The sequence below is a fragment of the Pseudomonas sp. GNP013 genome (genome assembly GCF_054343995.1).
Window position 1 is genome coordinate 744,032 of sequence record NZ_JBTGUT010000001.1, and the last position, 23,005, is coordinate 767,036.

A 23,005-nucleotide genomic window follows, 5' to 3' on the forward strand; every position below is an offset into this window, starting at 1 on the left:
ACAAGACAGGAGAACCCCCATGCGAATTTTGCTCGTTGCTGCCCTGGCCGTCAGTGTTGTCGGCTGCACCCGCTGGTCCATGGACCATCATTTGAACAACGCCTACCGTGCGTACAAGGTGGGTGACTGTGAGCGCGTGACCCTGGAATTGTCCCAGGTCGACCGTGAAAGCCGTACCCGGCGCTACGTACAGCCGGAAGTTTCGATGTTGCGCGGGCAATGCCTGGAGCGACAGAAGCTGTTTGTGGATGCGGTGCAAACCTATCAGTTCATCATCAGCCAGTACCCGTCCAGCGAATACGCGTACCGCGCCCGCGCCCGCCTGGACACGCTGCAGCAACTGGGTCATTACCCAGGCGCCAGCGTCGCGCAACCCCGGCCCGCATCCCTTTGATAAAATTTGTCACGCTGTAACTGGCCCGTCTCACGTCTTAGGCTAATATTTGTATATCTGTTCGATATTTTTATATTCAAATGGATTGAATGTCTGGAGTTGGTAGATTCATAGCGATGACGCACAACACCGTCGTCGCGCCGACCTCGGGGAGAGCGGGCCTGTATCGCCGTTCCGAATCACTGGCTCGGCCAGAGTAATATCCAATGGATGGCACTCATCATGTTTACTAATCGACGTATTGAGCGGCATGAGTTATCCCGTTTCCTGCAAGTGTTCAATCGGTTTACGGACAAGCCTATTGGTTACCTGGGCAATGTGTCTGAAGACGGGCTGATGTTGATCAGCCAATTACCGATGATGATCAGCGCGACGTTTGAACTGTGCGTGAAGGTTCCCATGGCGAATGGGGACGTTCAGGCAATCGACCTCACTGCTACATGTTTGTGGAGTCGTGAGGACGTCAATCCGCAGCACTATGACTCAGGTTTCAGTGTGGTCGCCGCGCCTGCGGAGTACAGACAACTGATCACCGCCTTGTTGCGTTACTTCAGTTTTGACCACTTGCAGGCTTCTGCCTAGACATCGCGCGTTGTCGACCCGGGCAGGTGTGTTTACCTTCGCCGTGGTCGTGCGCATTTTTTATAACACCCCGGCTTTTTTCCAGTCCATGTAACGCGTCACCAACGCCGGTCCCAGCGCTGAGGGCAGGGTATCCAGTACGGCCAACCCGTGGGCGTTCAGACGATCATGCAATTCGTCGCGCCGGGTGAGGTAGTCGACGGCGCCGCTGTAGGCCAATGCCTCGGGCAAGGTTTGCACGGAAGACTGGCGCAGTTGGTCGAGCACTTCCTCGCGCAGGCTGGCGACCAGCACCCGGTGTTGGCGGCCGATGCGTTTGACTGCAGTCAGTAATGCCTCATCGTCCTCGTCCCGCAGGTTGCTCACTACAATGACCAGCGCACGGCGTTTCTGTCGGGCCAGCAGTTGGCTGGCAGCGGCTTCGTAATCGGCGGTGCGTTGCGTGGTATCCAGGTCGTAGACGTTGTTGAGCAACAGGTTCAACTGGCCGGTGCCCTTGACGGGCGCCAGATAACGGGGCTGATCGCAGGCAAAGGTGCACAGCCCCACCGCATCGCCTTGACGCAAGGCGACGTAGCTGAGCAGCAGGCAGGCATTGAGGGCGTGGTCGAAGTGGGAAAGCTCGGCGTCCTGGCTGCGCATGCGCCGACCGCAATCGAGCATGAACACGATTTGCTGGTCGCGCTCGTCCTGATACTCCCGGGCGATGGGTGTGCGTTGGCGTGCGGTGGCCTTCCAGTCGATCTGCCGCAGGCTGTCGCCCTCGCGAAACTCGCGCAACTGATGAAACTCCAGCCCTGGGCCGCGTCGCGGATGCTGTCGAACACCCAATTGGCTCAGCCAGCTGTCCACGCCCAGCAGTTGTGCGCCATACAGGCGCGCGAAGTCCGGGTAGACGCGGGTGGCGTCGGATACCTCCACAAAGCGTCGAGCCGACCACAGCCCCAGTGGGCTGGGCAGGTGAATTTCACACCGACTGAAGCTGAAATGCCCGCGCCGCAACGGGCGCAGGCGATAGCCCAACTCGCTGCGCGTGCCGGGTCGCAGTTCAATCAGTTGGGGCATGTTCTCCACGCTCAGCCCATCGGGTGCGTGATCGAATACCTGCACGGTCAGCGGCTGCGGATAATCGTGGTGCAGGGTCAGGCGCACGTCGCCCCAGCGACCCAGGGCCAGGCTGCCAGGCATCTGCCGTTGCACCCGGATGCCCGGGCGGCGGCGCAGGCGAAGGGCGTCCAGCAGGGCCAGCAGCAACAGCGCCAGCAACAGGCCCCACGCCACCTGGTGCAGGGTGTCGGGCAGCTTGAGCTGCAACGCTGCGGTGATACCCAGCAGAGTGTTCAAACCCAGCAGGACACCGAGCCAGATCAGCAGCAGACGGGTTGGCTTCATGGGTGGCTCATTGCCTCGGCGCCGGAATCTGATCCAGCAGTTGTTTGAGCACCTGATCCACGTCCAGGCCATCGATGTCCAGTTCGGGGGCAATTCGTACCCGGTGGCGCAGCACTGCCATGGCGCAGCTCTTGATGTCGTCCGGGGTGACAAACTCGCCGCCGCGCAACAGGGCGCGGGCACGAGCGCCGCTGACCAGGGCAATTGAGGCGCGCGGACCGGCACCGATGGTCAGTCCTGGCCAACTGCGGGTGGCCCGGGCCAGGCGTACGGCATAGTCGAGCACTTGCTCATCCAGCGGCAGCTCAGTGGCGACCCGCTGCAGGTGCAGCACATCCGCAGCGAGCAGCACGGTACGCAGCGGTTGTACATCCAGCATGTCGGCACGCGAAGAACGCGTGACTTCGCGCACCATGTCCAGTTCCTGCCGAGCATCCGGGTAGTCCATGCGAATTTTGAGCATGAAGCGGTCCAGTTCGGCCTCCGGCAGTGGGTAAGTGCCTTCCTGCTCAATGGGGTTCTGAGTGGCCAGCACCATGAACGGCTGCCCGATGGGCAGCGCCTCGCCCTCCAGGGTCACCTGGCGTTCCTGCATGGCCTCGAGCAGCGCCGCCTGGGTTTTGGCGGGTGCGCGGTTGATTTCGTCGGCCAGCAGCAGGTGGGTGAACAACGGACCCTTGCGCAACTTGAACTGTTCGGTGTGCAGGTCATAGACAGCGTGGCCGGTGACATCGCTGGGCATCAGGTCGGGAGTGAACTGGATACGCGCGAAATCACCGCCGAAGCAGCGCGCCAATGCGCGTACCAGCAACGTCTTGCCCAGCCCAGGCACGCCCTCAAGCAATACGTGGCCGCCTGCAATCAATGCCGTCAGTACGTCATCAATCACGTCGTCCTGGCCAATCACCGCCTTGCGCAGTTCAACGCGCAAAGCGCTGGCCAGTTCGCTGGCCTGTAGCAAGGTGGCGCTGGTCAGGGGCGTGGCGCTGGGAAATTCACTCATAGGGCATTCCTGAGGGTTTGCAGGCATGCCACCTGATGGCTGAAATCGGCGCTGGAGAGCCGTTTTGCCGCAAGTGGCCCGAGGGCCTGGCTGATGACGTGAGAAGGTTGGCGGGTAAGGTGTTCAAGGACCTGGCACTGTGCCGCGTTATCGAGGTGTTCAAAGCCTGGGTGGCGGCGCCGCGCGGTGCGCAGGATATCGCGCTGCAAGGCCTGCAGCAGCGTGCCCTGGCCGCTGCGGCGCAGCAGGAAGTCAGCGCTGGCCTTCAAGTGTTCCTGCAATTGCCGACGCGCTTTGGGGGCCGGAGTCTGCACCGGGCCCTGGCGCATGCCGGCCTGCCAGAGTGCCAGGACAATCAGCGCGGCAAGCGTTACCAGAGCCTGGGGGAAATAGTGCGTCAGCAGGCTGAGCAGGTTGTCGACGTCACTGTTGAACAGCAACGTGACGGCTGTGTCCCGGTTCAGGTACCACAGCAGCCAGGCGTTATCGTGCTGGCCGATGATGGGGGCTTTCCACAGGTCGCTGTCGGTGACCACTGTCACACGGCCTTGCCCGAGGTTGAGCTGCATCAGGTGGCTGGCCCTGGCGCTGTTGGCGGAAAACTGGGCCAGATGCGTGGGGTCGGTGAGGTTGAAGTCGGTGTTGAAACTGAAATAGGCCGGGGCGGTTTCATTGTCGACGTAAAGTTTGGTCAGGTCCGGCTTGTTCCCTTTGCGCGCGGGAGCCGGTTCCTCGGGATCGTCACTCAACCACTGATGGATGTGCAGGCGATCAAGCAGCAAGTCGCCGCTTTTATCGGTCTCTTCATCCCAGAGTGCTTCAGCGACCAGCAACAGATGTCCGCCTGACCTTGCCCAGTCCAATAGTTGCTCTGCCTGGCGTGGGGTCATGTTGCCGCGCTCGCCCAGCAGCAACAGGCTATTGCCTTTGGCGGGAAGGTCGGCGAGCCGATCCAGGCCATGGGCATGCTCAACCACAAGGCCTTGCCCGCGCAGGAACTGCTCTGCCGCAAGGTAGGGATTGGCCAGCGCCTCCGGCGATGGGCCTCGGTCCACTACTTCGTCATAGGGAATGGCCTTGCTCCACAGAAACAACCCGCCTGCCCCCAGCAGGCCTGCCAGCAGCAATCCTACACACAGCAATGTCCGGTTCATTGGGCAGTACCTGCGTTGAACAGACTGCGCCAATCGCTGCACAGTTGTTGTTGCGCCAACGGGGGAGGTGGCCGGTGACCGTAGGCGAGGTTTTGCCAATGGCGAGTCAGGTCTGTGCTGAAGGCCAGCAGGTGTGGTTGTTGCAATTGTTGAATGCGCTCCAGCACCTGGCCCTCGGTATCGGCGCTTTTCAGTGGCAGGTTGAAGTCGTGCAGCAACCGGCTAAGCAGGCCACGGTAGAGCAGTCCAAGGGCTTCGCGTGGCTGAGTGGGCCACAGTTGTTCGGCCGCACCGGCAACATCGTTGGGCAGGGTCTCGATGCCCACCGCCAGCCCGAATAACTGGGTGGGCGCAGGCAAGGCTGTGTCGGGTTTGCGTGGCCTTCGTCGGCTGACAAAGGTGCGCAGCCAGTCGCGATAACGCCAGACCAGCAACGCCACGCCGCTCGCCAGCAAACCCCACAACAGGACTTCGACGACCTGGGCCAGATGTTTGAAGCTGGCGCTGTTGAAGTTGTCCAGCAGTGCCTGCAGCCATGCGGGAAGTTTGCCATCACCACGCGGCTGGTTTTTTACGGCGGGTTTTTCGTCGCCGAAGCGATAGCGCGTGACGGTCTCGGGGTTCTTGAAGGGTGGCTTGTCCAGCAGGGTCTTGATCGATTGGCTGGCGGCCTGGGTGCTGACCGGTTTGGGCGGGCTGGCGTCATCCGCCATGGACGGCTGGCTGAAGAAGGGCATCAGCATCAGGCCTGCTACCAACAGCAACAGCGGCGCGACGCTGCCCAGGCGCTCTTGAAGGCGGCGAAATACCAGTTCCAGGTCCCAGGCCTCGAGTACGGTGCGGCGGTTGAGGTACAGGCTAAAGCCGCAGGCGACGTAGATCGGTTCCCAGAACACCAGAATCAATGCGTAGAACGCATTGCTCATGTGTTCCAGCCACAGCGCTTGCGAACCGGTGGCCTGCGCCAGGCGTTGCCAGTTCCAGTCCAGCTCGATCTGCTGGGGGATGAACAGGTAAAACAATGCCATGGCGCCGAACCACAACGTTATTTCAAGGCACATCCCAAGTAGGGTGAGCCAGCGCGAAGCTCCACCGTTACGTTGGAGCAGCACGCCCAGGCGTTTCTGACGCGCGTCACCGTCCAGTCCTTCGAGCTGGCTGACGGGCATCACAAAGCTGCGACTCAGGCTTAGCCGTCTCCAGATCAAGCTGCTCAACAACTGGCCTTTAAGCAGGCGCGGCCACTGGCGCACAGCCTGCCTGAGGCTGGGAGTCTCGCCGAACAAGGCCCTGGACAGGATGTACAGCGGCAAGCGGTCGAACGCCGGTTTCAGCCACCAGAACAGAAGCATGGCGGTGGACGGATACTTCCAAAACGCAGCGCTGAGCAAAATAAATACTGGCAAGCTCACAATCGCCCAACTGGCTATCAGCAGCCAACGGTGTTTACGGGCCATCAGTACGCCAAGGTCCATGGCTTCCCAAGGCGTGCGCGGCCGAATGACTACGCTTGAATCACTCAGGCGCATGGCGGGTGCGTCCGGTCAATGTCAGATAAGCGATCACCAGCAGCCATAGCACGGCGCCCACCAGGTATTTGATCCAGGGTGCAGTGGTGGTGGAGGACGACCAGTAGGCTTCGATAAAGGCTGCGATGAGCAGCAATATCATGACGCCGCAGAGCATTTGTATGCTTTTGCGCGCTGCCAGCCGCAGTGACTCGGCGCGTGTGAGGCGACCGGGCGCGATCAATGCCCAGCCCAACTGCAAGCCTGCCGCGCCGGCGAGGGCGATGGCAGTGAGTTCGAAAGCGCCATGGCCGATAACGAACGACCAGAAGGTCTGGCCGTAGCCGATTTCAGTGAGGTGCCCGGAGATGGCGCCGATGATCAAGCCGTTGTAGATCAGGAAAAACACACTGCCCAGCCCGAACAGCAAGCCTGCGGCGAATGTCTGGAAGGCAATCCCGATGTTGTGCATCACGTAGTAGCCGAACATCATCCAGTCCTCACTGGATGCTCGCTCGGCGACGCGGCCCAGGCGACTGGAATCGGGGTCATACATGCCTTGCATCTCGGCGACCTGCTGCGGGCTGACAATGCTGTAGATCAATTCGGGAAACAGGTATACCAGCAGCGCAACCACCATCAGGCTGCCGAAGAACAGCAGCCCGGCGATCAACACGAAGCGCCACTGCTCGCGCACCAGTCGTGGAAAATCGGCCAGCACGAAGCTCAATACGTTCGCGGTCAATTGGCTGCGGTGCCGGTACAGCTGCTGATGACCGCGCAATGCCAGTTGTTGCAGCGGGTCGACCAGATAACTGCTGTAGCCGCGCTCCTGGGCCAGGGCGAGGTGCTGGCACAGACGCCGATACTGATGGGGAAAGTCGGCCATATCGCCGGTCTTGAGCTTGCCTTGCTCCAACTGTTTCAGTTGTGCGGCAAAGGCTTGCCACTGCGGTTGGTGACGGCTTTCGAACAGGCTCTGTTTCATGTCGGCCCCAGCAAACCACGCGCGACGCCATTGAGTTGCTCTGCGGCATGAGCCGCCGGCACCTGCAGGGGCGTTGCGAGGATGGAAGCCAGTTCGTGCACCCGCTCTGCGGACAATTCGCTCTGGCGCTCGGCAAATCCGAGGATGGCGCGTTGTTCGCTGAGGTGCAGGGCGAACGGCAGGCGCAGAGGTTCGGCCTGCGGCACTTTGGGGCGGGCCAGTGGCTGTTCGCGATAAATCACCAGCGTGCCAGCGGCGAGATCGCCGAGTCGTTTGAAATGGGGATGTTGCAGGCAACTGACGGCGCCGAAAAAGTAGCCGAAGGGCAGCATGTCGACAAAGCGCAGCAGATTGCGGATAAGCGAAGCGGACCAGCCGACGGGTGTGCCGTCATCCTGCACCACGCGCAGGCCCATGACCTGCTTGCCGGGTGAGCAGCCCTGGTTGAGCACTTCGAACAGCACCATGTACCACCAACTGACCAGAAACAGCAGCAGCGAACCCAGGCCGATGCCGATATTGCCCAGTAGCGCCAGTGGCACCAGCAGGATGCCCATGACCAGCGCGCGTACGCCGAGGTCGAAGGCAAAGGCCAGCGCCCGTGGCAGCAGGCCGGCGGGACGCAGGGGCAGGTCGATGCCCTCCGGGGTCTCGATCTGGTAGCGGGTGTCCAATGGGGCTGATTGCATCGCGGTCCCTGGCAGTGCGGAGCGGTTGGAAGACACGGATGCTAGCAGTGTCGACGGCGGAAGCAACCATCCAAGATTTTACTGGATGTTTGTACAGCTGATTTGGCGCTGGCCCTGGACGCCTTGCAGCGCCTAGACTTTATCAATCTTCAGCTCAGGAATGGCCCGTGACCTCGATTTTCTGGTACGACTATGAAACCACCGGCATCAATCCACGCAGCGATCGTCCTCTTCAGGTCGCCGGTATTCGCACCGATCACGACCTCAACGAGATAGACGCGCCGGTCAATCTGTATTGCCTGCCCAGTGACGATATCCTGCCGCACCCGGCAGCTTGCGCAATTACCGGCATCACGCCTGCAATACTGGCGCAACAGGGCCTGGCCGAGGCGGACTTCATGACCCGTGTGCATGCGCAACTGGCAGCCCCCGGCACCTGTGGCGCCGGTTACAACACCTTGCGGTTTGACGATGAAATGACGCGGTACAGCCTGTACCGCAATTTCTTCGACCCTTATGCGCGGGAATGGCAGGGCGGCAACAGTCGCTGGGACTTGATCGATGTGGTGCGCACGGCCTACGCATTGCGTCCCGAAGGGATCACCTGGCCCGAACAGGACGGGCGCGTCACCCTCAAGCTTGAACGCCTGACCCAGGCCAACGGGATTGATCACGGCCAGGCGCACGATGCGTTGTCCGACGTACGCGCCACGATTGCGCTGGCCCGCCTGGTCCGCGAGAAACAGCCCAAGCTGTACGACTGGCTGTTTCAACTGCGCAGCAAACAGCGCGTCATGGATCAGATCCGCCTGCTGCAGCCGATGGTGCATATATCCGGACGCTTTTCCGCCGAGCGTCACTATTTGGGCGTGGTGCTCCCCCTGGCCTGGCACCCGCGCAACCGCAATGCCTTGATTGTGTGCGACCTGGGGCTTGATCCGCAGGGGCTGATCGAGCTGGACGCTGAAACTTTACGTCAGCATCTCTATAAGCGCCGCGATGAACTGGCCGAGGGCGAGATGCCTGTGCCGCTCAAGTTGGTGCATATCAACCGTTGCCCGGTGGTTGCTCCCTTGAGTGTGCTGCGGGCGCAGGACCGTGAACGGCTGCAATTGGACATGGACAGTTATCAGGCACGTGCGCTGCGGCTAACTGACGCACAGGCTGTATGGCGTGACAAGTTGACGGCTATTTATGCCGAGGAAGATTTCGCCGCGAGTGAAGATCCCGAGCAGCAGCTGTACGCTGGTTTTATCGGTGACCGCGACCGCCGATTATGTGAACAAGTCCGAGCCGCAGAACCCGCACAACTCGCCCGTCAGCAGTGGCCATTTGATGATCACCGTTTACCGGAATTATTATTTCGCTACCGCGCCCGTAACTTTGCTGACACCTTGAGCAGTGAGGAGCAACAACGCTGGAAACTTTTCTGTCAGCAACGTTTGTCGGACGCACAATGGGGGGCTCCCAATACGCTGGAGGCATTTAATCTTGCGCGACGGGAGTTGGCGGTTAGTGCTACATCGATTCAGTGTCAGGTACTGGATCAATGGCAGGATTATGTCGATGCTTTGGCGGCGCGGATGAATCTGTAGGAGGATAACTGCAGAAGTGTTCCGGCAATAAAAAACGCCAGCAAGCTGGCGTTTCAGGGGGGGCGCAAATCAGGCGGGGCCTGGCAAGGCTTAGCCCAGCAGAGTGGCCCAACCTTCGACCACGTCACCGCCCCACTTGGCTTTCCACTCTTTCAGCGTCTTGTGGTTGCCACCTTTGGTTTCAATCACTTCGCCGTTGTGCGGGTTTTTGTATTGCTTGACCTTGCGAGCACGTTTGGTGCCGGTAGTTTTCACAGCGCCACGCGGTGCTTTAACTTTCGACTCTGGATCCAGCAGCGCGATGATGTCACGCAGGGACTTGGAGTATTCACCCATCAGGGTGCGCAGCTTGCCTTCGAATTCCAGCTCGGTTTTCAGTTTGTCGTCTTGGGACAGATTCTTCAAACGGGCTTGCAGCTCTTTGATAGCTTCTTCGGTGGCGCGGTATTCGTTGATCAGGGACATGTGGACTACCTTATGTAGAACGCGGATGACAGGGACAGTGGGCTAATAATAGTCAGGCAATTTGCTCAAGTAAACATTTAAGCGTGTATTCAGGTGAATTACGTTGAATGTAAGCGGCACCGCGATGCAATCGACTTAATAAGTAGCGGTATGTGCAACGACATTCTGATTAATTTCTCGCTTACTGCTCACGCATAAGGTTGTACATTTATCTAAGGGCGGTAAAACCTTACACAATTAAGGGGCACCGGCAGAGCGGGAGGGCAGAATAAGCGCGAAGGAATACTGCAGTTTTTCTGCGCAATCGCTAGAATGGCGGCCTTTGCGAAGTTCTGGAGTTTCCCCCTAATGCGCACTTTTCGGCTGGTGATTGCTTGCCCGGACCGGGTTGGCATCGTTGCCAAAGTCAGTAACTTTCTGGCCTCCCACAACGGTTGGATCACCGAGGCGAGCCATCACTCGGACGATCTCAGCGGTTGGTTTTTCATGCGTCACGAAATACGTGCCGACACGCTTCCCTTTGGTCTGCAGGCCTTCCGCGAGGCGTTTGCGCCGATTGCCGAAGAGTTTTCGATGACCTGGCACATCACTGACACCGAGCAGAAAAAACGAGTGGTGCTGATGGCCAGCCGTGAGTCCCACTGTTTGGCCGACCTGCTGCACCGTTGGCACAGCGATGAGCTGGACTGCGAGATTGCCTGCGTGATCTCCAACCATGACGACCTGCGCAGCATGGTCGAATGGCATGGCATCCCGTACTACCACGTGCCGGTCAACCCGCAGGACAAGGAGCCTGCGTTTGCCGAGGTTTCCCGTCTGGTCGGGCAGCATGAAGCCGACGTGGTAGTGCTGGCGCGCTACATGCAGATCCTGCCGCCGGAACTGTGCCGCGAATACGCTGGCAGGGTGATCAACATTCACCACAGCTTCCTGCCCTCGTTTGTCGGCGCCAAGCCTTACCATCAGGCGTCCCTGCGCGGTGTGAAGTTGATTGGTGCAACCTGCCACTACGTCACTGAAGAGCTGGATGCCGGCCCGATCATCGAGCAGGACGTGGTGCGTGTCAGCCACAGCGACAGCATCGAAGACATGGTGCGTTTCGGCCGTGACGTCGAGAAGATGGTGCTGGCCCGTGGCCTGCGTTATCACCTGGAAGATCGCGTGCTGGTGCATGGCAACAAGACAGTTGTGTTCTGATCTCAGCGATTGAAGAATCAAGGGCCTGGGCGTTAAATCGTCCCAGGCCCTTTTTCTTTGCCTGTATGTCGAGGATTGAGTCATGAATGACCCTTTGGACAAAGCGACCGCAAAGGCGCCGGCGACCCTGGGTGAGGGCTGTTTGAGCCGCTATGACCCGGATGACTTGAACAGTGAAGACGGCACGGACTTTCCCGGTGCCGCCCAGTTATGGGAACGCGAGCGCAGCAAGTCCGAGCCTGATAAGGACTGATCAAGTTCGAACGTTACCCATCTTTCAAGCGAAGATTTTATTCATCGCGTGATAGAGGCGGCTAATGTCTTAATATTCCAGGCGCCTACCTGCGGCACTGGACATCAATCATGGGTGACGAAATGCCTGATTCCACACAACTCCTGATCGGTGCCGACTCAGACGGCCAGCCCATCGCCCAGCCCATGCGCCTGGCCAATCGTCATGGATTGATCGCCGGGGCAACGGGCACGGGCAAGACCGTGACCTTGCAGCGCCTGGCGGAAGCCTTCAGCGATGCGGGGGTGGCGGTATTTGCCGCCGATATCAAAGGAGACCTCTGTGGCCTCGGCGCCGCCGCCAACCCCCAGGGCAAGGTGGCCGAGCGTATCGCCGGCATGCCTTTCATTAATTACACCGCCCGGGCGTATCCCGTCACGCTGTGGGACATTCACGGCCAGTCCGGTCATCCATTGCGCACCACCATCAGCGAAATGGGGCCGCTGTTGCTCGGCAGCCTGCTGGAGCTCACCGACAGCCAACAGTCGGCACTGTACGCGGCCTTCAAGGTGGCCGACCGCGAAGGCCTGTTGCTGTTGGACCTCAAGGACCTCAAGGCGCTGCTCAATCACCTGCACTATCACCCAGAACTGCTGGGCGATGACGCGGCATTGATGAACACGGGCTCCAGCCAGGCGCTGCTGCGACGTCTGGCAGTGCTGGAACAGCAGGGCGCCGACGCTTTGTTTGGCGAGCCCGCGTTGCAACTTGAAGATATTTTGCAGCCCGCCGCAGAGGGCCGCGGCCGTATTCATCTACTGGACGCCAGCCGCCTCGTGCACGAAGCGCCGAAGGTGTATGCCACGTTCCTGTTGTGGCTCCTGGCGGAGCTGTTCGAGCAATTGCCGGAGCGCGGCGATGCCGAAAAGCCGCTGCTGGCGCTGTTCTTCGATGAGGCCCATTTGTTATTCGCCGATACCCCCAAGGCGTTGCAGGATCGCCTGGAGCAAGTAGTGAGGTTGATTCGCTCCAAAGGCGTTGGCGTGTATTTCGTCACGCAGTCCCCGGGGGATCTGCCTGACACCGTACTGGCGCAACTTGGCCTGCGTATCCAGCACGGCTTGCGCGCCTTCACCACTAAAGAACAGAAATCCCTGCGCGCCGTGGCCGAGGGTTTCCGCGCGAATCCGGCGTTCGATGCATTAACGGTGCTGACGGAGCTGGGCACGGGTGAGGCGTTGGTCGGCACCTTGCAGGAAAAGGGCACGCCGGAGGTCGTCCAGCGGGTGCTGGTGGCACCGCCACAATCGCGGATCGGCCCGCTCAGTGAGGTCGAACGTGCGGCGCTGATCGCCAGCTCGCCCCTGCAAGGCCGTTATGACAAACCGATCGATCGCGAATCCGCCTATGAAGTGCTGATGGCGCGCAAGGAATTGGGGCCAGGCGCAGACTCCACGCCTGCCGCCCAGGAGCCGAGCTTCACCGACAGGGCCGGCGCGTTTCTGGGGACGGCGGCAGGCAAGGCGCTCAAGTCCGCGATGCAGCAGGCAGCCAATCAAATGGGGCGGCAGTTGGTGCGCGGTTTGCTGGGCTCGTTGCTCGGCGGCAGCAAGCGCAAGTAGCGGCTCAGGCCTTGGGCCTGGCGTGGGCGGCCAGGCGTTCCAGTGCCGCGCGCAAACCTGGATCGCTGATCCCGTCGGCCGTGGCCTGGATGGTTTCGGCGGCGTTTTCCGACAGGTCCATGGTATGGCCCACTGCACCTTGCTGCACGGTGGGCGGCTGTACCTTGAACTGGATGCGCGTCAGGCTGACGAACTCATCAAATGCCATCAATTGTCGCTGCAGGCGTTTTTGCTGGTAGCGCAGGCGCGTCGCCCAATGGCCGTCAGTGACGATCAGCAGCAAATTGCCTTCACGCCAGGACGCCACGTGACAATGTTCGCGTGCGGCGGGTTGCAGCTGGCTTTCGAGTAGGCGTTGCAGGTGTCCCAGGCGTTGGGCGTGGCCGAAGATGGCTTTCAACGGCTTGGCTTCGCGAAGCAACACGCTGGGCGCGCGGGCTGTAAGAGGGCGAAATGCCATAAGCGGACACCTTAAGTAACAGAGCGGCCATCTTAACAGAAAGCGCGCAGGCGGCCCTGGGCAATGCCGATGCCCGGCTTTTCCCGCGAAATCAATAGGTAACTTCTGCATTCGATGGGTTGAAGTTCGCGCAAAAGCCCTTATTTTAAACAGGCCCTCTCACAGCCCCATGCCAGCATCTGGGAATAACGCCACTTTCCTCACCCACGTTTCCGGGTAGAATGCGCGTTCGCATGCGGCCGTGAGGGCTGCTCGGGCCACTGACGGTGCGCCCTCCATCCCTATGTGTGGAAGAACCTGCCGATATGTTTGCGCCTTTGTTAAAGAAACTTTTTGGAAGCAAGAATGAGCGCGAAGTCAAACGCATGCTCAAGACGGTGCAGCTGGTCAATGCTTTCGAAGAGCAGATGGTTGCCCTTTCCGACGAGCAATTGCGCGCCAAGACCCAAGAGTTCAAGGCCCGCATAGCCAAAGGTGAAACCCTCGACAAACTGCTGCCCGAAGCCTTCGCGGTTGCCCGTGAAGCCGGCAAGCGCGTAATGGGTATGCGCCACTTCGACGTCCAGTTGATCGGCGGCATGACCCTGCATGAAGGCATGATTGCCGAAATGCGTACCGGTGAAGGCAAGACCCTGGTGGCGACACTGGGCGTTTACCTCAACGCACTGTCCGGCAAGGGTGTGCACGTTGTCACCGTGAACGACTACCTGGCCCGCCGGGACGCCAATTGGATGCGCCCGCTGTATGAATTCCTCGGCCTCACCGTCGGCGTGGTCACGCCGTTCCAGCCGCCGGAAGAGAAGCGCGCGGCCTACGCCGCCGACATCACCTACGGCACCAACAACGAATTCGGTTTCGACTACCTGCGCGACAACATGGCGTTCAGCATGGAAGAAAAATTCCAGCGCGAACTCAATTTTGCCGTGATCGACGAAGTCGACTCCATCCTGATCGACGAAGCCCGTACCCCGCTGATCATCTCCGGCCAGGCCGAAGACAGTTCGCGCCTGTACACCGAGATCAACAAGTTGATCCCGCGTCTGGAGCAGCACATCGAGGAAGTGGAAGGCGTAGTGACCAAAGAAGGTCACTTCACCATCGATGAGAAGACCCGCCAGGTCGAACTCAACGAAGCCGGTCACCAGTTCGTCGAAGACATGCTCACCCAGATCGGCCTGCTGGCCGAAGGCGAAAGCCTCTACTCGGCGCACAACCTGGGCCTGTTGACCCACGTGTATGCCGGTCTGCGCGCGCACAAACTGTTTCATCGCAACGTCGAATACATCGTGCAGGACGGCCAGGTCGTGCTGGTTGACGAACACACCGGCCGTACGATGCCGGGGCGTCGTCTGTCCGAAGGCCTGCACCAGGCCATCGAGGCCAAGGAAGTGCTCAACATCCAGGCCGAAAGCCAGACGTTGGCGTCCACCACCTTCCAGAACTACTTCCGTCTGTACAACAAGCTGTCCGGCATGACCGGTACGGCCGACACCGAAGCATTCGAATTTCACCAGATCTACGGTCTGTCGGTCGTGGTTATCCCGCCGAACAAGCCGCTGGCGCGCAAGGACTTCAACGACTTGGTGTTCCTGACCGCCGAAGAGAAGTATGCGGCGATCATCAACGACATCAAGGACGGCATGGCCCAGGGCCGCCCGATCCTGGTGGGCACCGCGACCATCGAGACGTCCGAGCACGTGTCCAACCTGCTCAATAAGGAAGGCATCGAGCACAAGGTGCTCAACGCCAAATTCCACGAAAAGGAAGCCGAAATCATCGCCCAGGCCGGTCGCCCAGGCGCGCTGACCATCGCCACCAACATGGCCGGTCGTGGTACCGACATTCTGTTGGGCGGCAACTGGGAAGTGGAAGTGGCCTCGCTGGATAACCCAACGCCCGAGCAGGTCGCCCAGATCAAGGCCGACTGGCAGAAGCGTCATCAGGCCGTGCTGGAATCCGGTGGCCTGCAGGTGATCGCTTCCGAACGTCACGAATCACGTCGTATCGATAACCAGCTGCGTGGCCGTGCCGGTCGCCAGGGTGACGCCGGTTCCAGCCGTTTCTACCTGTCCCTGGAAGACAGCCTGATGCGTATCTTCGCCTCGGACCGCGTGAAGAACTTCATGAAGGCCCTGGGCATGCAGTCCGGTGAAGCGATCGAGCACCGCATGGTGACCAACGCCATCGAAAAGGCCCAGCGCAAGGTTGAAGGGCGCAACTTCGACATTCGCAAGCAACTGCTCGAGTTCGATGACGTCAACAACGAACAGCGTAAAGTGATCTATCACATGCGCAACACGTTGCTGGCTGCCGACAACATCGGCGAGACCATTGCCGATTTCCGTCAGGACGTACTCAACGCCACCGTCACCGCACACATTCCGCCACAGTCCCTGCCTGAGCAGTGGGATGTTGCCGGTCTGGAAGCGGCGCTCAAGAGCGACTTTGGTGTCGACCTGCCGGTCCAGCAATGGCTGGACGAAGACGACCACCTCTACGAAGAGACGCTGCGCGAGAAGCTGATGGCCGAGCTGCTGGCCGCGTACAACGAGAAAGAAGAGCAGGCGAGCGCCGAAGCCCTGCGCACGTTCGAGAAGCAGATCGTACTGCGCGTGCTGGACGACCTGTGGAAAGACCACCTGTCGACCATGGACCACCTGCGTCACGGCATCCACCTGCGTGGCTATGCCCAGAAGAACCCGAAGCAGGAGTACAAGCGCGAGTCGTTCACGCTGTTCTCCGAATTGCTCGATTCGATCAAGCGCGATTCGATTCGCGTGCTCTCCCACGTTCAGGTGCGTCGCGAAGACCCGATCGAAGAAGAGGCGCGTCTGCGCCAGGAAGCCGAGGCATTGGCTGCGCGCATGCAGTTCCAGCATGACGAGGCACCGGGCCTGGACGCGCCGGAAGTGCTTGGCGAAGAGATCGATGTAGCCCTGGCGCAAACCCCGGTGCGCAACGATCAGAAGCTGGGTCGCAACGAGCTGTGCTGGTGCGGTTCGGGCAAGAAGTACAAACACTGCCACGGCGAAATCAACTAGTATTTTCGCCTGACGCTGCAACACCCCGCGCCGCGACCGGCCTCTGCCGTCGCGGCGTTTTGCAATTAATCTCACCGTCAATCAAGACGGCACAGACATCATCTATTGTTGAGGAGCGCATTCATGGCTGTTGGTCTTGGTCCTTTGCCCACATTGCACCCGGTTGCCGGCTTTGAGCTCGGTATCGCTTCGGCCGGCATCAAGCGGCCGGGTCGCAAGGATGTGGTAGTGATGCGCTGTGCCGAGGGTTCGACCGTCGCTGGCGTGTTTACCCTCAATGCGTTTTGTGCCGCGCCGGTGATTTTGGCCAAGCAACGCGTGGCCGGCCCGATTCGTTACCTGCTGACCAACACCGGCAATGCCAACGCCGGTACTGGCGAGCCTGGCCTTGTCGCTGCTGCGCGCACCTGTGCAAAGCTTGCGCAATTGACCGGCGTGGATGCCAGCCAGGTGCTGCCGTACTCCACCGGTGTGATCGGCGAGCCGCTGCCGGTCGAGAAAATCGAAGGGGCTCTTCAAGCCGCGCTGGATGATTTGTCTGTGGACAACTGGGCGGCAGCGGCCACTGGCATCATGACCACCGATACCCTGCCCAAGGGCGCGAGCCGTCAGTTCGTGCATGACGGCGTGACGGTGACCGTCACCGGCATCAGCAAGGGCGCGGGGATGATCCGCCCGAACATGGCCACCATGCTCGGCTACATTGCCACCGACGCCAAGGTGTCGCGCAACGTTCTGCACAGCCTGATCCTGGATGGCGCCAACAAGTCGTTCAACCGCATCACCATCGATGGCGATACCTCGACCAACGACTGCTGCATGCTGATTGCCACCGGCCAGGCCAACCTGCCGGAAATCACCGACGCCAGCGGCCCGCTGTTCGCGGCGTTGAAGCAGGCGGTGTTTGAAGTGTGCATGGACGTGGCCCAGGCCATCGTGCGTGACGGCGAAGGCGCAACCAAGTTCGTCACCGTTGAAGTCAATGGCGGCGGCAACCATCAGGAATGCCTGGACGTGGGCTACACCGTGGCCCATTCGCCGTTGATCAAGACCGCACTGTTTGCCTCCGACCCGAACTGGGGACGCATCCTCGCTGCCGTCGGCCGCGCCGGCGTGCCGGAGCTGGACGTGAGCAAGATCGACGTGTTCCTCGGTGACGTGTGCATCGCCAGCCGTGGCGCACGGGCCGAAACCTACACTGAAGCCCAAGGTTCGGCAGTGATGCAGCAGGAAGAAATCACCATCCGCATCGAGCTGGGCCGCGGCGATTGCAGCGAAACCATCTGGACCACTGATCTGTCCCACGAGTACGTGAAGATCAACGCGGAATATCGCACCTGACAATGACCCTCCCCCTGTAGGCGTTCGCGCCTGCAGGGGTTACCACACGAGGAAGCAGTGGCGTGAAACGAGTACATGTAGCAGCGGCGGTGATCCGCGGCCTCGACGGCAGGATTCTGCTGGCGCGCCGTGCCGACACCCAGCATCAGGGCGGTTTGTGGGAGTTTCCCGGCGGCAAGGTGGAGGCTGACGAGTCGGTTTCCACTGCGCTGTCCCGCGAACTGCAGGAAGAGTTGGGCATTCAGGTCACGACGGCGCGTCCGTTGATCAAGGTGCAGCACGACTACCCGGACAAGCAGGTGTTGCTGGATGTCTGGGAAGTCTCGTCGTTTACCGGCCAGCCTCACGGCGTCGAAGGGCAGCCTCTGGCGTGGGTGGCCCCTCGGGATCTGCTTAACTATGCGTTTCCCGCAGCCAACACGCCGATTGTCGCGGCGGCGCGCCTGCCTGCCGACTACCTGATCACCCCCGGTGAGCTGGAAACCCCGACGCTGTTGCGTGGCATCCAACAGGCTGTCGCCGCTGGCATCAAGCTGATTCAACTGCGTGCGCCCAATGGTTACGACCCGAAATACCGCGACCTGGCGGTAGACGCGGTGGGATTGTGTGCCGGCAAAGCGCAATTGATGCTCAAGGGACCGTTCGAATGGCTGGGGGATTTTCCTGCGGCGGGTTGGCACGTGACCTCGGCGCAACTGCGCAAATACGCGAGCAAAGGCCGGCCGTTGCCGAAGGACCGCTGGTTGGCTGCGTCCTGCCATAACGCCGAGGAACTGGCGCTGGCCGAATTGATGGACGTGGACTTTGTCACGTTGTCGCCTGTGCAACCGACCCATACCCATCCGGATGCGCAGCCGTTGGGCTGGGAACCGGCGTCGCAGTTGATTGCCGGTTTCAGCAAACCGGTGTTTCTGCTGGGCGGGGTAGGACCTGCCGAGCGGGAGCGGGCCTGGGAGGCAGGGGCTCAGGGTGTGGCGGGTATCAGGGCGTTCTGGCCGCAGGGTTGAGGGGGCTCTGAAGGGCCTCATCGGGAGCAAGCCCCCTCCCACAGTTGACCCGATTCCAATGCTGGAATGCGGTCACCTGTGGGAGGGGGCTTGTCCCCGATGAGGCCAGACAAGGCACTGCATAATCAGTGCGGCTTGGCCGCCGCCTGCCACAGCACCTCCGCCACTGCCTGGCGCCTGGCAATGACCCGCGCCGCCACAAACAGCAGATCCGACAACCGATTGATATACGCAAGCCCGACCCCCTCCAGCGGTTCCACCGCGTTCAGGTGCTGACACCGACGCTCCGCGCTGCGTGCCAGGCTGCGGCATACGTGTGCCTGGGCAATCAAGGCTGAGCCTCCGGGCAGGATGAAGTTTTCCAGCGGCCCGACTTCTTCGTTCCAGCGATCAATCGCCGCTTCCAGCCGGTCCACCTCGGCCGCATTCAATGCTTTGTACACCGGCATGGCCAGCTCACCGCCGAGGTCGAACAAGCGATGCTGGCAAGGCGTCAGCACTTCAATCACGTCCCTGAGTTCAGGGTGCTTGCCGCTCTGCTCTTCAAGATTGGCCAGCAGCAGGCCCAACTGGCTATTGAGTGTATCGACTTCACCAATGGCCTCCACGCGCGGATGGTCCTTGGGCACACGGCGGCCGTCGCCGAGGCCGGTTTCGCCCTGATCACCAGTACGGGTGTAGATCTTCGACAAGCGAAAGCCCATGGTCATTGCTCCAGTTGGGTAAGTGCAGTGGGGGACAATTGGCTGCCGGCCAAAGGCAGGCGCAAGGTAAAGCAGGTGCCCTGGCCCAGGGTGGAATGCACTTCCATCTGGCCCTTGTGGTTGTTGGTGATGATGAAATACGACACCGACAGCCCAAGCCCGGTGCCCTGGCCGATTTCCTTGGTGGTGAAGAACGGCTCGAAGGTGCGCTTGCGCACGCTTTCGCTCATGCCAATGCCGTTATCTTCCACCTGGATTTCGGCCCATGGCGGATTGAGTCGGGTGCGCAGGATGATCCGTCCGGGCTCGCTGTCGTCCTCGCGCAGGTGGATGGCCTGGGCGGCATTTTTCAACAGGTTGAGCAGCACTTGTTCCAGTTCGTTGGCGGTGCCGGGCACCGGGCCCAACTGCGGGTCGAATTGGCGAATGATCGCCTGCCCCTTGAAGTCGAAGCCGATGGTCAGGTCAAAATCATTGCCGGCGATTTCCACGGCTTGATCGATCAGCGCGGGCAAGTCGCAGGGTGCCATTTGCCGGTTGCTGCGGCGGCTGAAGCTGAGCATATGGGTAACGATCTTCGCCGCCCGCGCCCCGGCTTGCTGGATGCCGTCAAGCAGTTGCGGCACTTCGCGGCCTTCGAGGTAGCGGTTGACCGTTGCCAGCTCGATGCCGGCCTGTTCGGCGTATTCCAGGTTTTTCGGCAAATCGGCCGACAGCCGACGGCGGATGTTCTGCACGTTGTGCAGGATCGCGCCCAGCGGGTTGTTGATCTCGTGGGCCATGCCGGCCGCGAGCCCCCCGACGGACAGCATTTTTTCCGACTGCACCATCATTTCTTCCAGAGACAGGCGCTGGGTGATGTCGTCGATGCGGATCACCACGCCGCGCCCCGCGCCGCCCGTCAGCGGGTAGAAGGTCAGGGCGTAATGCCTGGGCTCGTCATCCTTGATCCAGGTGACGCGTTCGATGCGTTCCACCACATGCTGCTCGATCGTGGCCTTGATCTGCGGCAGAAACGGCTTGAGCGGCTGGAACGCGAGGAAGATCGGCTGGTTCAGCGCTTCATCCAGGCGTGTACCGGAAAGCGCGCTGGCCTCCTGGTTCCACTGGGTGACATACAGCTGCTCATCCAGCGCAATCAGCGCCGAGGGCATCGAGTCGATAATGCTGTTGAGATAGTTCTGGAAACCGGTGAGTTTTTTCTCGATCTTGCTGCGAACCTGCACTTCCAGTTCGAGTTTGCGGTTGGTGTGGCGCGTTTCTTCGGCCAGGCCTTGAGCTTGGTCATAGGCCGCCTGGGAGTCGTCCCGGGCGCGCTTGAGCTGCTGCTCGCGCGCTTCAATGCGCGACAGCATGGTGTTGAAGGCTTCCGCCAGGCTGCCAATTTCGTCGTGGTTGCCGCGCCCGGCGCGCAGGGCGTAGTTCTCTTCGCGTGTCACCTGGCGCGAAAGCTCTTCCAATTCGTAGATGGGCCGGGTGATCAGCCGCTTGATCTGGCGGGCAATCACCAACCACAACAGCACGCTGAAAATCAGGATGCCAAGGCTGGCGGTGAGCGTGCCGGTGTAAAACGCCACAGGCAGCTCGCTGCTGGCCACCAGCAGCAAATGCCCGGATGCCTGGCCGGGACGGGGCAGGGTGATGACCTGGTTGCTGCGAAACTCGGTGACGCGCCACGCCTCGATATGCCGATAGGTGTCCGGCAGGTGCAGGCGGTCGCCGTGCTGCATCTGCGCCAGGCGATTACCTTCGCCGTCGTACAGCGCAGCGGCGCGCAGTGGCGAATAACTGGTCAATTCGTTGAGCAGGGCATCGGCCTTGGCCGGCGATTCGAGGGCTTCGGCGGCAAGGGCCGGGTTTGACACCAGCCGGCCAATGGCCTGTAACGCCTGCGGTGCCATGCTTTCCTGGGAAATCCAGTAGGCGGCGCTGATAAAGGTGAGGTTGGCCACCAGCAGTACGGTGGTCAGCAGCACCAGCAGCGCGGCCAGCAGTTTCTGGCCGACCGGAAGGTTTTCAAGACGCTGGCGCAGGGGCATCAGGGTGTTCGCTGTTTAGAGACAGGCAGGCAGGGTAGCGCGTGCCTCAGTCGCTGGGCAATCCGCGTGCAACCAACTGCTCGACCAGACGTGCCTGCACGGCCTGCAGATGGGGCACGGGCAACTGGTGTCGGGCGGCTGCCCGGCAGGCGTACCCCAGCAGGTAGCTGATTTCCGTACGGCGCCGGTTGGCCACGTCCTGATACATGGAGGAAAAATTCGCGGCAGTGGCCTGGATCACCCGTTGCACTTCATCGTGAAGATTCTGCGCAGCCGCTGGCTGGCCACAGCATTGGAGCAGTTCGGTCAATTCGGCGCACAGCGTCGCGACTTCACACGGGTGCGCCTGCAGTCCGCCGTTGCGGCATTGATAAAGCACGGTCAGTGGGTTGATTGCGCAGTTGAGCGCCAGCTTTCGCCACAGGCGCGTGAGCATATCGATGCTCCATTCATGGGGGATTCCAGCGGCGTGCAGATCATCCAACCATGGCGGCGCCGTCGGGCGGGACGCGTCCCCCAGCCAGGTGTAGCCATGCCCGGCGAACACCACGCGCCACTCGCCGTCGCGAAACGCGCCCTCGGTGCTGGAAGCAAATACACAGTGCGCGTGGGGCTGCTCGGCGGCGACCGCGTCCTGACTGCCCAGACCGTTCTGCAGCAGGATCAGCTCGGCGTGCGGCGCAAGGCGCTGCTGCAATTGTGCGATAGCGCCTTGTGCATCGTAGGCTTTGCACGCCACCAGCAGGCGGTGAATCGGCTCTGGGCTGTCGGGCGTTTCGGCGCTCACCGGATAAGTCTGTGCAACACCGTGCTCGACCAGCGTCAACCCTGGTCCTGCCTGATAACTGGCCAGCCGCTCTGTATTGCGCAGAATCAACCGCACTGGTACGCCGGCACGCGCCAGGCGCGTGGCCCAGAGCGTGCCAAGGCTGCCGGCGCCGAGAATGTGCCAGGTGGTCGACATCGGTTTGTGCTCCGTTGGGTCGCCTGCGATGAACAGGACGAAAGAATCGCTATAATGCCCCGGCATTTTAGCTCGGGCGCGCTCCATCTTTACTGAGCCTGCCCCTTATATTGGAGAAATGACATGCCTTCGTTCGACGTGGTATCCGAACTGGACAAACACGAAGTCACCAACGCCGTCGAGAACGCCGTCAAGGAACTGGACCGCCGCTATGACCTGAAAGGCAAGGGCAGCTTCGAGTTCAAGGAAAAGGAATTGACCGTCAACCTGACCGCTGAAGCCGATTTCCAGCTGGAAGCGATGATCGAGATCCTCAAGCTGTCGCTGGTCAAACGCAAGATCGACGCACAGTGCCTTGAAATCAAGGACGCCTACGCCTCCGGCAAGCTGATGAAACAGGAAGCCGTACTCAAGGAAGGCATCGACAAGGAGCTGGCGAAGAAAATCGTCGCCCACATCAAGGATGCCAAGCTCAAGGTGCAGGCCGCCATTCAGGGTGAGCAGGTGCGGATCACCGGCAAGAAACGTGACGACCTGCAAGAGGCCATCGCGGCCCTGCGCGCCAAGACGTTCGACATGCCGCTGCAGTTCAATAACTTCCGCGACTGATTGCAAGAGGAGAAGATAG

The 23,005-nt window shown here is 60.8% G+C and carries 21 protein-coding genes; 10 read left to right on the forward strand and 11 right to left on the reverse strand.

Going from position 1 to position 23,005, the window contains the following annotated elements; genetic code table 11:
• Positions 1-19 precede the first annotated feature (19 nt).
• Both ACXX81_RS03380 and ACXX81_RS03385 read left to right on the forward strand, forming a co-directional pair.
• On the forward strand, positions 20-394 hold the full coding sequence (locus ACXX81_RS03380) for a tol-pal system YbgF family protein (protein ID WP_209984316.1): 375 nt from the start codon (positions 20-22) through the stop codon (positions 392-394).
• 222 nt (positions 395-616) lie between these two features.
• Complete coding sequence (locus ACXX81_RS03385; RefSeq protein ID WP_209984313.1) at positions 617-976, forward strand: PilZ domain-containing protein; 360 nt, start codon at positions 617-619, stop codon at positions 974-976.
• A 60-nt stretch (positions 977-1,036) separates the two neighbouring features.
• On the opposite strand, the gene ACXX81_RS03390 is transcribed toward ACXX81_RS03385, so the two are convergent.
• Genes ACXX81_RS03390 through ACXX81_RS03415 form a run of 6 tightly spaced genes read right to left on the reverse strand, consistent with a single transcriptional unit; the run spans position 1,037 to position 7,710 of the window.
• Entirely contained in the window at positions 1,037-2,368 is a 1,332-nt protein-coding gene (locus ACXX81_RS03390) for a DUF58 domain-containing protein (RefSeq protein WP_231423785.1), read from the reverse strand.
• Positions 2,369-2,375: 7 nt separating this feature from the next.
• Positions 2,376-3,371 (reverse strand): AAA family ATPase, encoded by a 996-nt coding sequence (locus ACXX81_RS03395; RefSeq protein ID WP_209984308.1) that lies wholly within the window; start codon positions 3,369-3,371, stop codon positions 2,376-2,378.
• Entirely contained in the window at positions 3,368-4,525 is a 1,158-nt protein-coding gene (locus tag ACXX81_RS03400) for a DUF4350 domain-containing protein (RefSeq protein WP_458571209.1), read from the reverse strand. The genes ACXX81_RS03395 and ACXX81_RS03400 overlap by 4 nt, the downstream gene beginning before the upstream one ends.
• Complete coding sequence (locus ACXX81_RS03405) at positions 4,522-6,054, reverse strand: DUF4129 domain-containing protein (RefSeq protein ID WP_458571210.1); 1,533 nt, start codon at positions 6,052-6,054, stop codon at positions 4,522-4,524. The genes ACXX81_RS03400 and ACXX81_RS03405 overlap by 4 nt, the downstream gene beginning before the upstream one ends.
• On the reverse strand, positions 6,041-7,021 hold the full coding sequence (locus tag ACXX81_RS03410) for a stage II sporulation protein M (protein ID WP_458571211.1): 981 nt from the start codon (positions 7,019-7,021) through the stop codon (positions 6,041-6,043). The genes ACXX81_RS03405 and ACXX81_RS03410 overlap by 14 nt, the downstream gene beginning before the upstream one ends.
• Complete coding sequence (locus ACXX81_RS03415) at positions 7,018-7,710, reverse strand: RDD family protein (RefSeq protein ID WP_458571212.1); 693 nt, start codon at positions 7,708-7,710, stop codon at positions 7,018-7,020. Before ACXX81_RS03415 ends, ACXX81_RS03410 begins: the two co-directional genes overlap by 4 nt.
• A 167-nt stretch (positions 7,711-7,877) precedes the next feature.
• Between ACXX81_RS03415 and sbcB the strand changes: the two genes are divergently transcribed.
• Positions 7,878-9,305 (forward strand): exodeoxyribonuclease I, encoded by a 1,428-nt coding sequence (gene sbcB / locus ACXX81_RS03420; protein ID WP_231423789.1) that lies wholly within the window; start codon positions 7,878-7,880, stop codon positions 9,303-9,305.
• A 90-nt stretch (positions 9,306-9,395) separates the two neighbouring features.
• Here the strand turns inward: sbcB and mvaT are convergent, their stop codons facing one another.
• Complete coding sequence (gene mvaT, locus ACXX81_RS03425; protein WP_003175830.1) at positions 9,396-9,770, reverse strand: histone-like nucleoid-structuring protein MvaT; 375 nt, start codon at positions 9,768-9,770, stop codon at positions 9,396-9,398.
• A gap of 348 nt (positions 9,771-10,118) precedes the next feature.
• On the opposite strand from mvaT, the gene purU reads away from it, so the two are divergent.
• From purU to ACXX81_RS03440, 3 genes are all read left to right on the forward strand, one after another.
• Positions 10,119-10,967, forward strand: coding sequence for a formyltetrahydrofolate deformylase (purU, locus tag ACXX81_RS03430; RefSeq protein ID WP_003237644.1), 849 nt, complete (start codon positions 10,119-10,121; stop codon positions 10,965-10,967).
• Positions 10,968-11,049: 82 nt separating this feature from the next.
• Positions 11,050-11,220: a hypothetical protein gene (locus ACXX81_RS03435; RefSeq protein WP_209984293.1), complete on the forward strand. Its 171-nt coding sequence runs from the start codon at positions 11,050-11,052 to the stop codon at positions 11,218-11,220.
• Between the two features lie 122 nt (positions 11,221-11,342).
• Complete coding sequence (locus ACXX81_RS03440) at positions 11,343-12,821, forward strand: helicase HerA-like domain-containing protein (protein ID WP_322214401.1); 1,479 nt, start codon at positions 11,343-11,345, stop codon at positions 12,819-12,821.
• A 4-nt stretch (positions 12,822-12,825) separates the two neighbouring features.
• On the opposite strand, the gene ACXX81_RS03445 is transcribed toward ACXX81_RS03440, so the two are convergent.
• Positions 12,826-13,281 (reverse strand): DUF721 domain-containing protein, encoded by a 456-nt coding sequence (locus tag ACXX81_RS03445; RefSeq protein ID WP_209984289.1) that lies wholly within the window; start codon positions 13,279-13,281, stop codon positions 12,826-12,828.
• Positions 13,282-13,586: 305 nt separating this feature from the next.
• On the opposite strand from ACXX81_RS03445, the gene secA reads away from it, so the two are divergent.
• The 3 genes from secA (at position 13,587) to ACXX81_RS03460 (ending at position 18,670) form a co-directional block, all read left to right on the forward strand.
• The gene (gene secA / locus ACXX81_RS03450; RefSeq protein ID WP_209984287.1) at positions 13,587-16,322 is read left to right on the forward strand and encodes a preprotein translocase subunit SecA; all 2,736 of its coding nucleotides are present in this window, start codon (positions 13,587-13,589) and stop codon (positions 16,320-16,322) included.
• A 123-nt stretch (positions 16,323-16,445) separates the two neighbouring features.
• A complete protein-coding gene (gene argJ / locus ACXX81_RS03455) occupies positions 16,446-17,663 on the forward strand; it encodes a bifunctional glutamate N-acetyltransferase/amino-acid acetyltransferase ArgJ (protein WP_057007180.1) in 1,218 nt (405 codons plus the stop codon).
• Between the two features lie 62 nt (positions 17,664-17,725).
• The gene (locus ACXX81_RS03460; protein ID WP_458571213.1) at positions 17,726-18,670 is read left to right on the forward strand and encodes a Nudix family hydrolase; all 945 of its coding nucleotides are present in this window, start codon (positions 17,726-17,728) and stop codon (positions 18,668-18,670) included.
• A gap of 125 nt (positions 18,671-18,795) precedes the next feature.
• Here the strand turns inward: ACXX81_RS03460 and ACXX81_RS03465 are convergent, their stop codons facing one another.
• The 3 genes from ACXX81_RS03465 to ACXX81_RS03475 are packed head-to-tail and all read right to left on the reverse strand — an operon-like array spanning position 18,796 to position 22,377.
• The gene (locus ACXX81_RS03465; RefSeq protein WP_209984269.1) at positions 18,796-19,374 is read right to left on the reverse strand and encodes a cob(I)yrinic acid a,c-diamide adenosyltransferase; all 579 of its coding nucleotides are present in this window, start codon (positions 19,372-19,374) and stop codon (positions 18,796-18,798) included.
• A 2-nt stretch (positions 19,375-19,376) separates the two neighbouring features.
• On the reverse strand, positions 19,377-21,413 hold the full coding sequence (locus ACXX81_RS03470) for a sensor histidine kinase (protein WP_209984266.1): 2,037 nt from the start codon (positions 21,411-21,413) through the stop codon (positions 19,377-19,379).
• Between the two features lie 46 nt (positions 21,414-21,459).
• Complete coding sequence (locus ACXX81_RS03475; RefSeq protein ID WP_458571214.1) at positions 21,460-22,377, reverse strand: putative 2-dehydropantoate 2-reductase; 918 nt, start codon at positions 22,375-22,377, stop codon at positions 21,460-21,462.
• A 123-nt stretch (positions 22,378-22,500) separates the two neighbouring features.
• On the opposite strand from ACXX81_RS03475, the gene ACXX81_RS03480 reads away from it, so the two are divergent.
• A complete protein-coding gene (locus tag ACXX81_RS03480; protein ID WP_076949757.1) occupies positions 22,501-22,986 on the forward strand; it encodes a YajQ family cyclic di-GMP-binding protein in 486 nt (161 codons plus the stop codon).
• Positions 22,987-23,005 lie beyond the last annotated feature (19 nt).

Coding starts and splice junctions, on each gene's coding strand:
- purU (WP_003237644.1), top strand. CDS start 10,119: ATGCGCACTTTTCGGCTGGTGATTGCTTGCCCGGACCGGGTTGGCATC.
- ACXX81_RS03445 (WP_209984289.1), bottom strand. CDS start 13,281: ATGGCATTTCGCCCTCTTACAGCCCGCGCGCCCAGCGTGTTGCTTCGC.
- ACXX81_RS03435 (WP_209984293.1), top strand. CDS start 11,050: ATGAATGACCCTTTGGACAAAGCGACCGCAAAGGCGCCGGCGACCCTG.
- ACXX81_RS03440 (WP_322214401.1), top strand. CDS start 11,343: ATGCCTGATTCCACACAACTCCTGATCGGTGCCGACTCAGACGGCCAG.
- ACXX81_RS03390 (WP_231423785.1), bottom strand. CDS start 2,368: ATGAAGCCAACCCGTCTGCTGCTGATCTGGCTCGGTGTCCTGCTGGGT.
- ACXX81_RS03470 (WP_209984266.1), bottom strand. CDS start 21,413: ATGCCCCTGCGCCAGCGTCTTGAAAACCTTCCGGTCGGCCAGAAACTG.
- ACXX81_RS03400 (WP_458571209.1), bottom strand. CDS start 4,525: ATGAACCGGACATTGCTGTGTGTAGGATTGCTGCTGGCAGGCCTGCTG.
- ACXX81_RS03385 (WP_209984313.1), top strand. CDS start 617: ATGTTTACTAATCGACGTATTGAGCGGCATGAGTTATCCCGTTTCCTG.
- argJ (WP_057007180.1), top strand. CDS start 16,446: ATGGCTGTTGGTCTTGGTCCTTTGCCCACATTGCACCCGGTTGCCGGC.
- ACXX81_RS03475 (WP_458571214.1), bottom strand. CDS start 22,377: ATGTCGACCACCTGGCACATTCTCGGCGCCGGCAGCCTTGGCACGCTC.
- ACXX81_RS03405 (WP_458571210.1), bottom strand. CDS start 6,054: ATGCGCCTGAGTGATTCAAGCGTAGTCATTCGGCCGCGCACGCCTTGG.
- mvaT (WP_003175830.1), bottom strand. CDS start 9,770: ATGTCCCTGATCAACGAATACCGCGCCACCGAAGAAGCTATCAAAGAG.
- ACXX81_RS03395 (WP_209984308.1), bottom strand. CDS start 3,371: ATGAGTGAATTTCCCAGCGCCACGCCCCTGACCAGCGCCACCTTGCTA.
- secA (WP_209984287.1), top strand. CDS start 13,587: ATGTTTGCGCCTTTGTTAAAGAAACTTTTTGGAAGCAAGAATGAGCGC.
- ACXX81_RS03380 (WP_209984316.1), top strand. CDS start 20: ATGCGAATTTTGCTCGTTGCTGCCCTGGCCGTCAGTGTTGTCGGCTGC.
- ACXX81_RS03480 (WP_076949757.1), top strand. CDS start 22,501: ATGCCTTCGTTCGACGTGGTATCCGAACTGGACAAACACGAAGTCACC.
- ACXX81_RS03410 (WP_458571211.1), bottom strand. CDS start 7,021: ATGAAACAGAGCCTGTTCGAAAGCCGTCACCAACCGCAGTGGCAAGCC.
- ACXX81_RS03415 (WP_458571212.1), bottom strand. CDS start 7,710: ATGCAATCAGCCCCATTGGACACCCGCTACCAGATCGAGACCCCGGAG.
- ACXX81_RS03465 (WP_209984269.1), bottom strand. CDS start 19,374: ATGGGCTTTCGCTTGTCGAAGATCTACACCCGTACTGGTGATCAGGGC.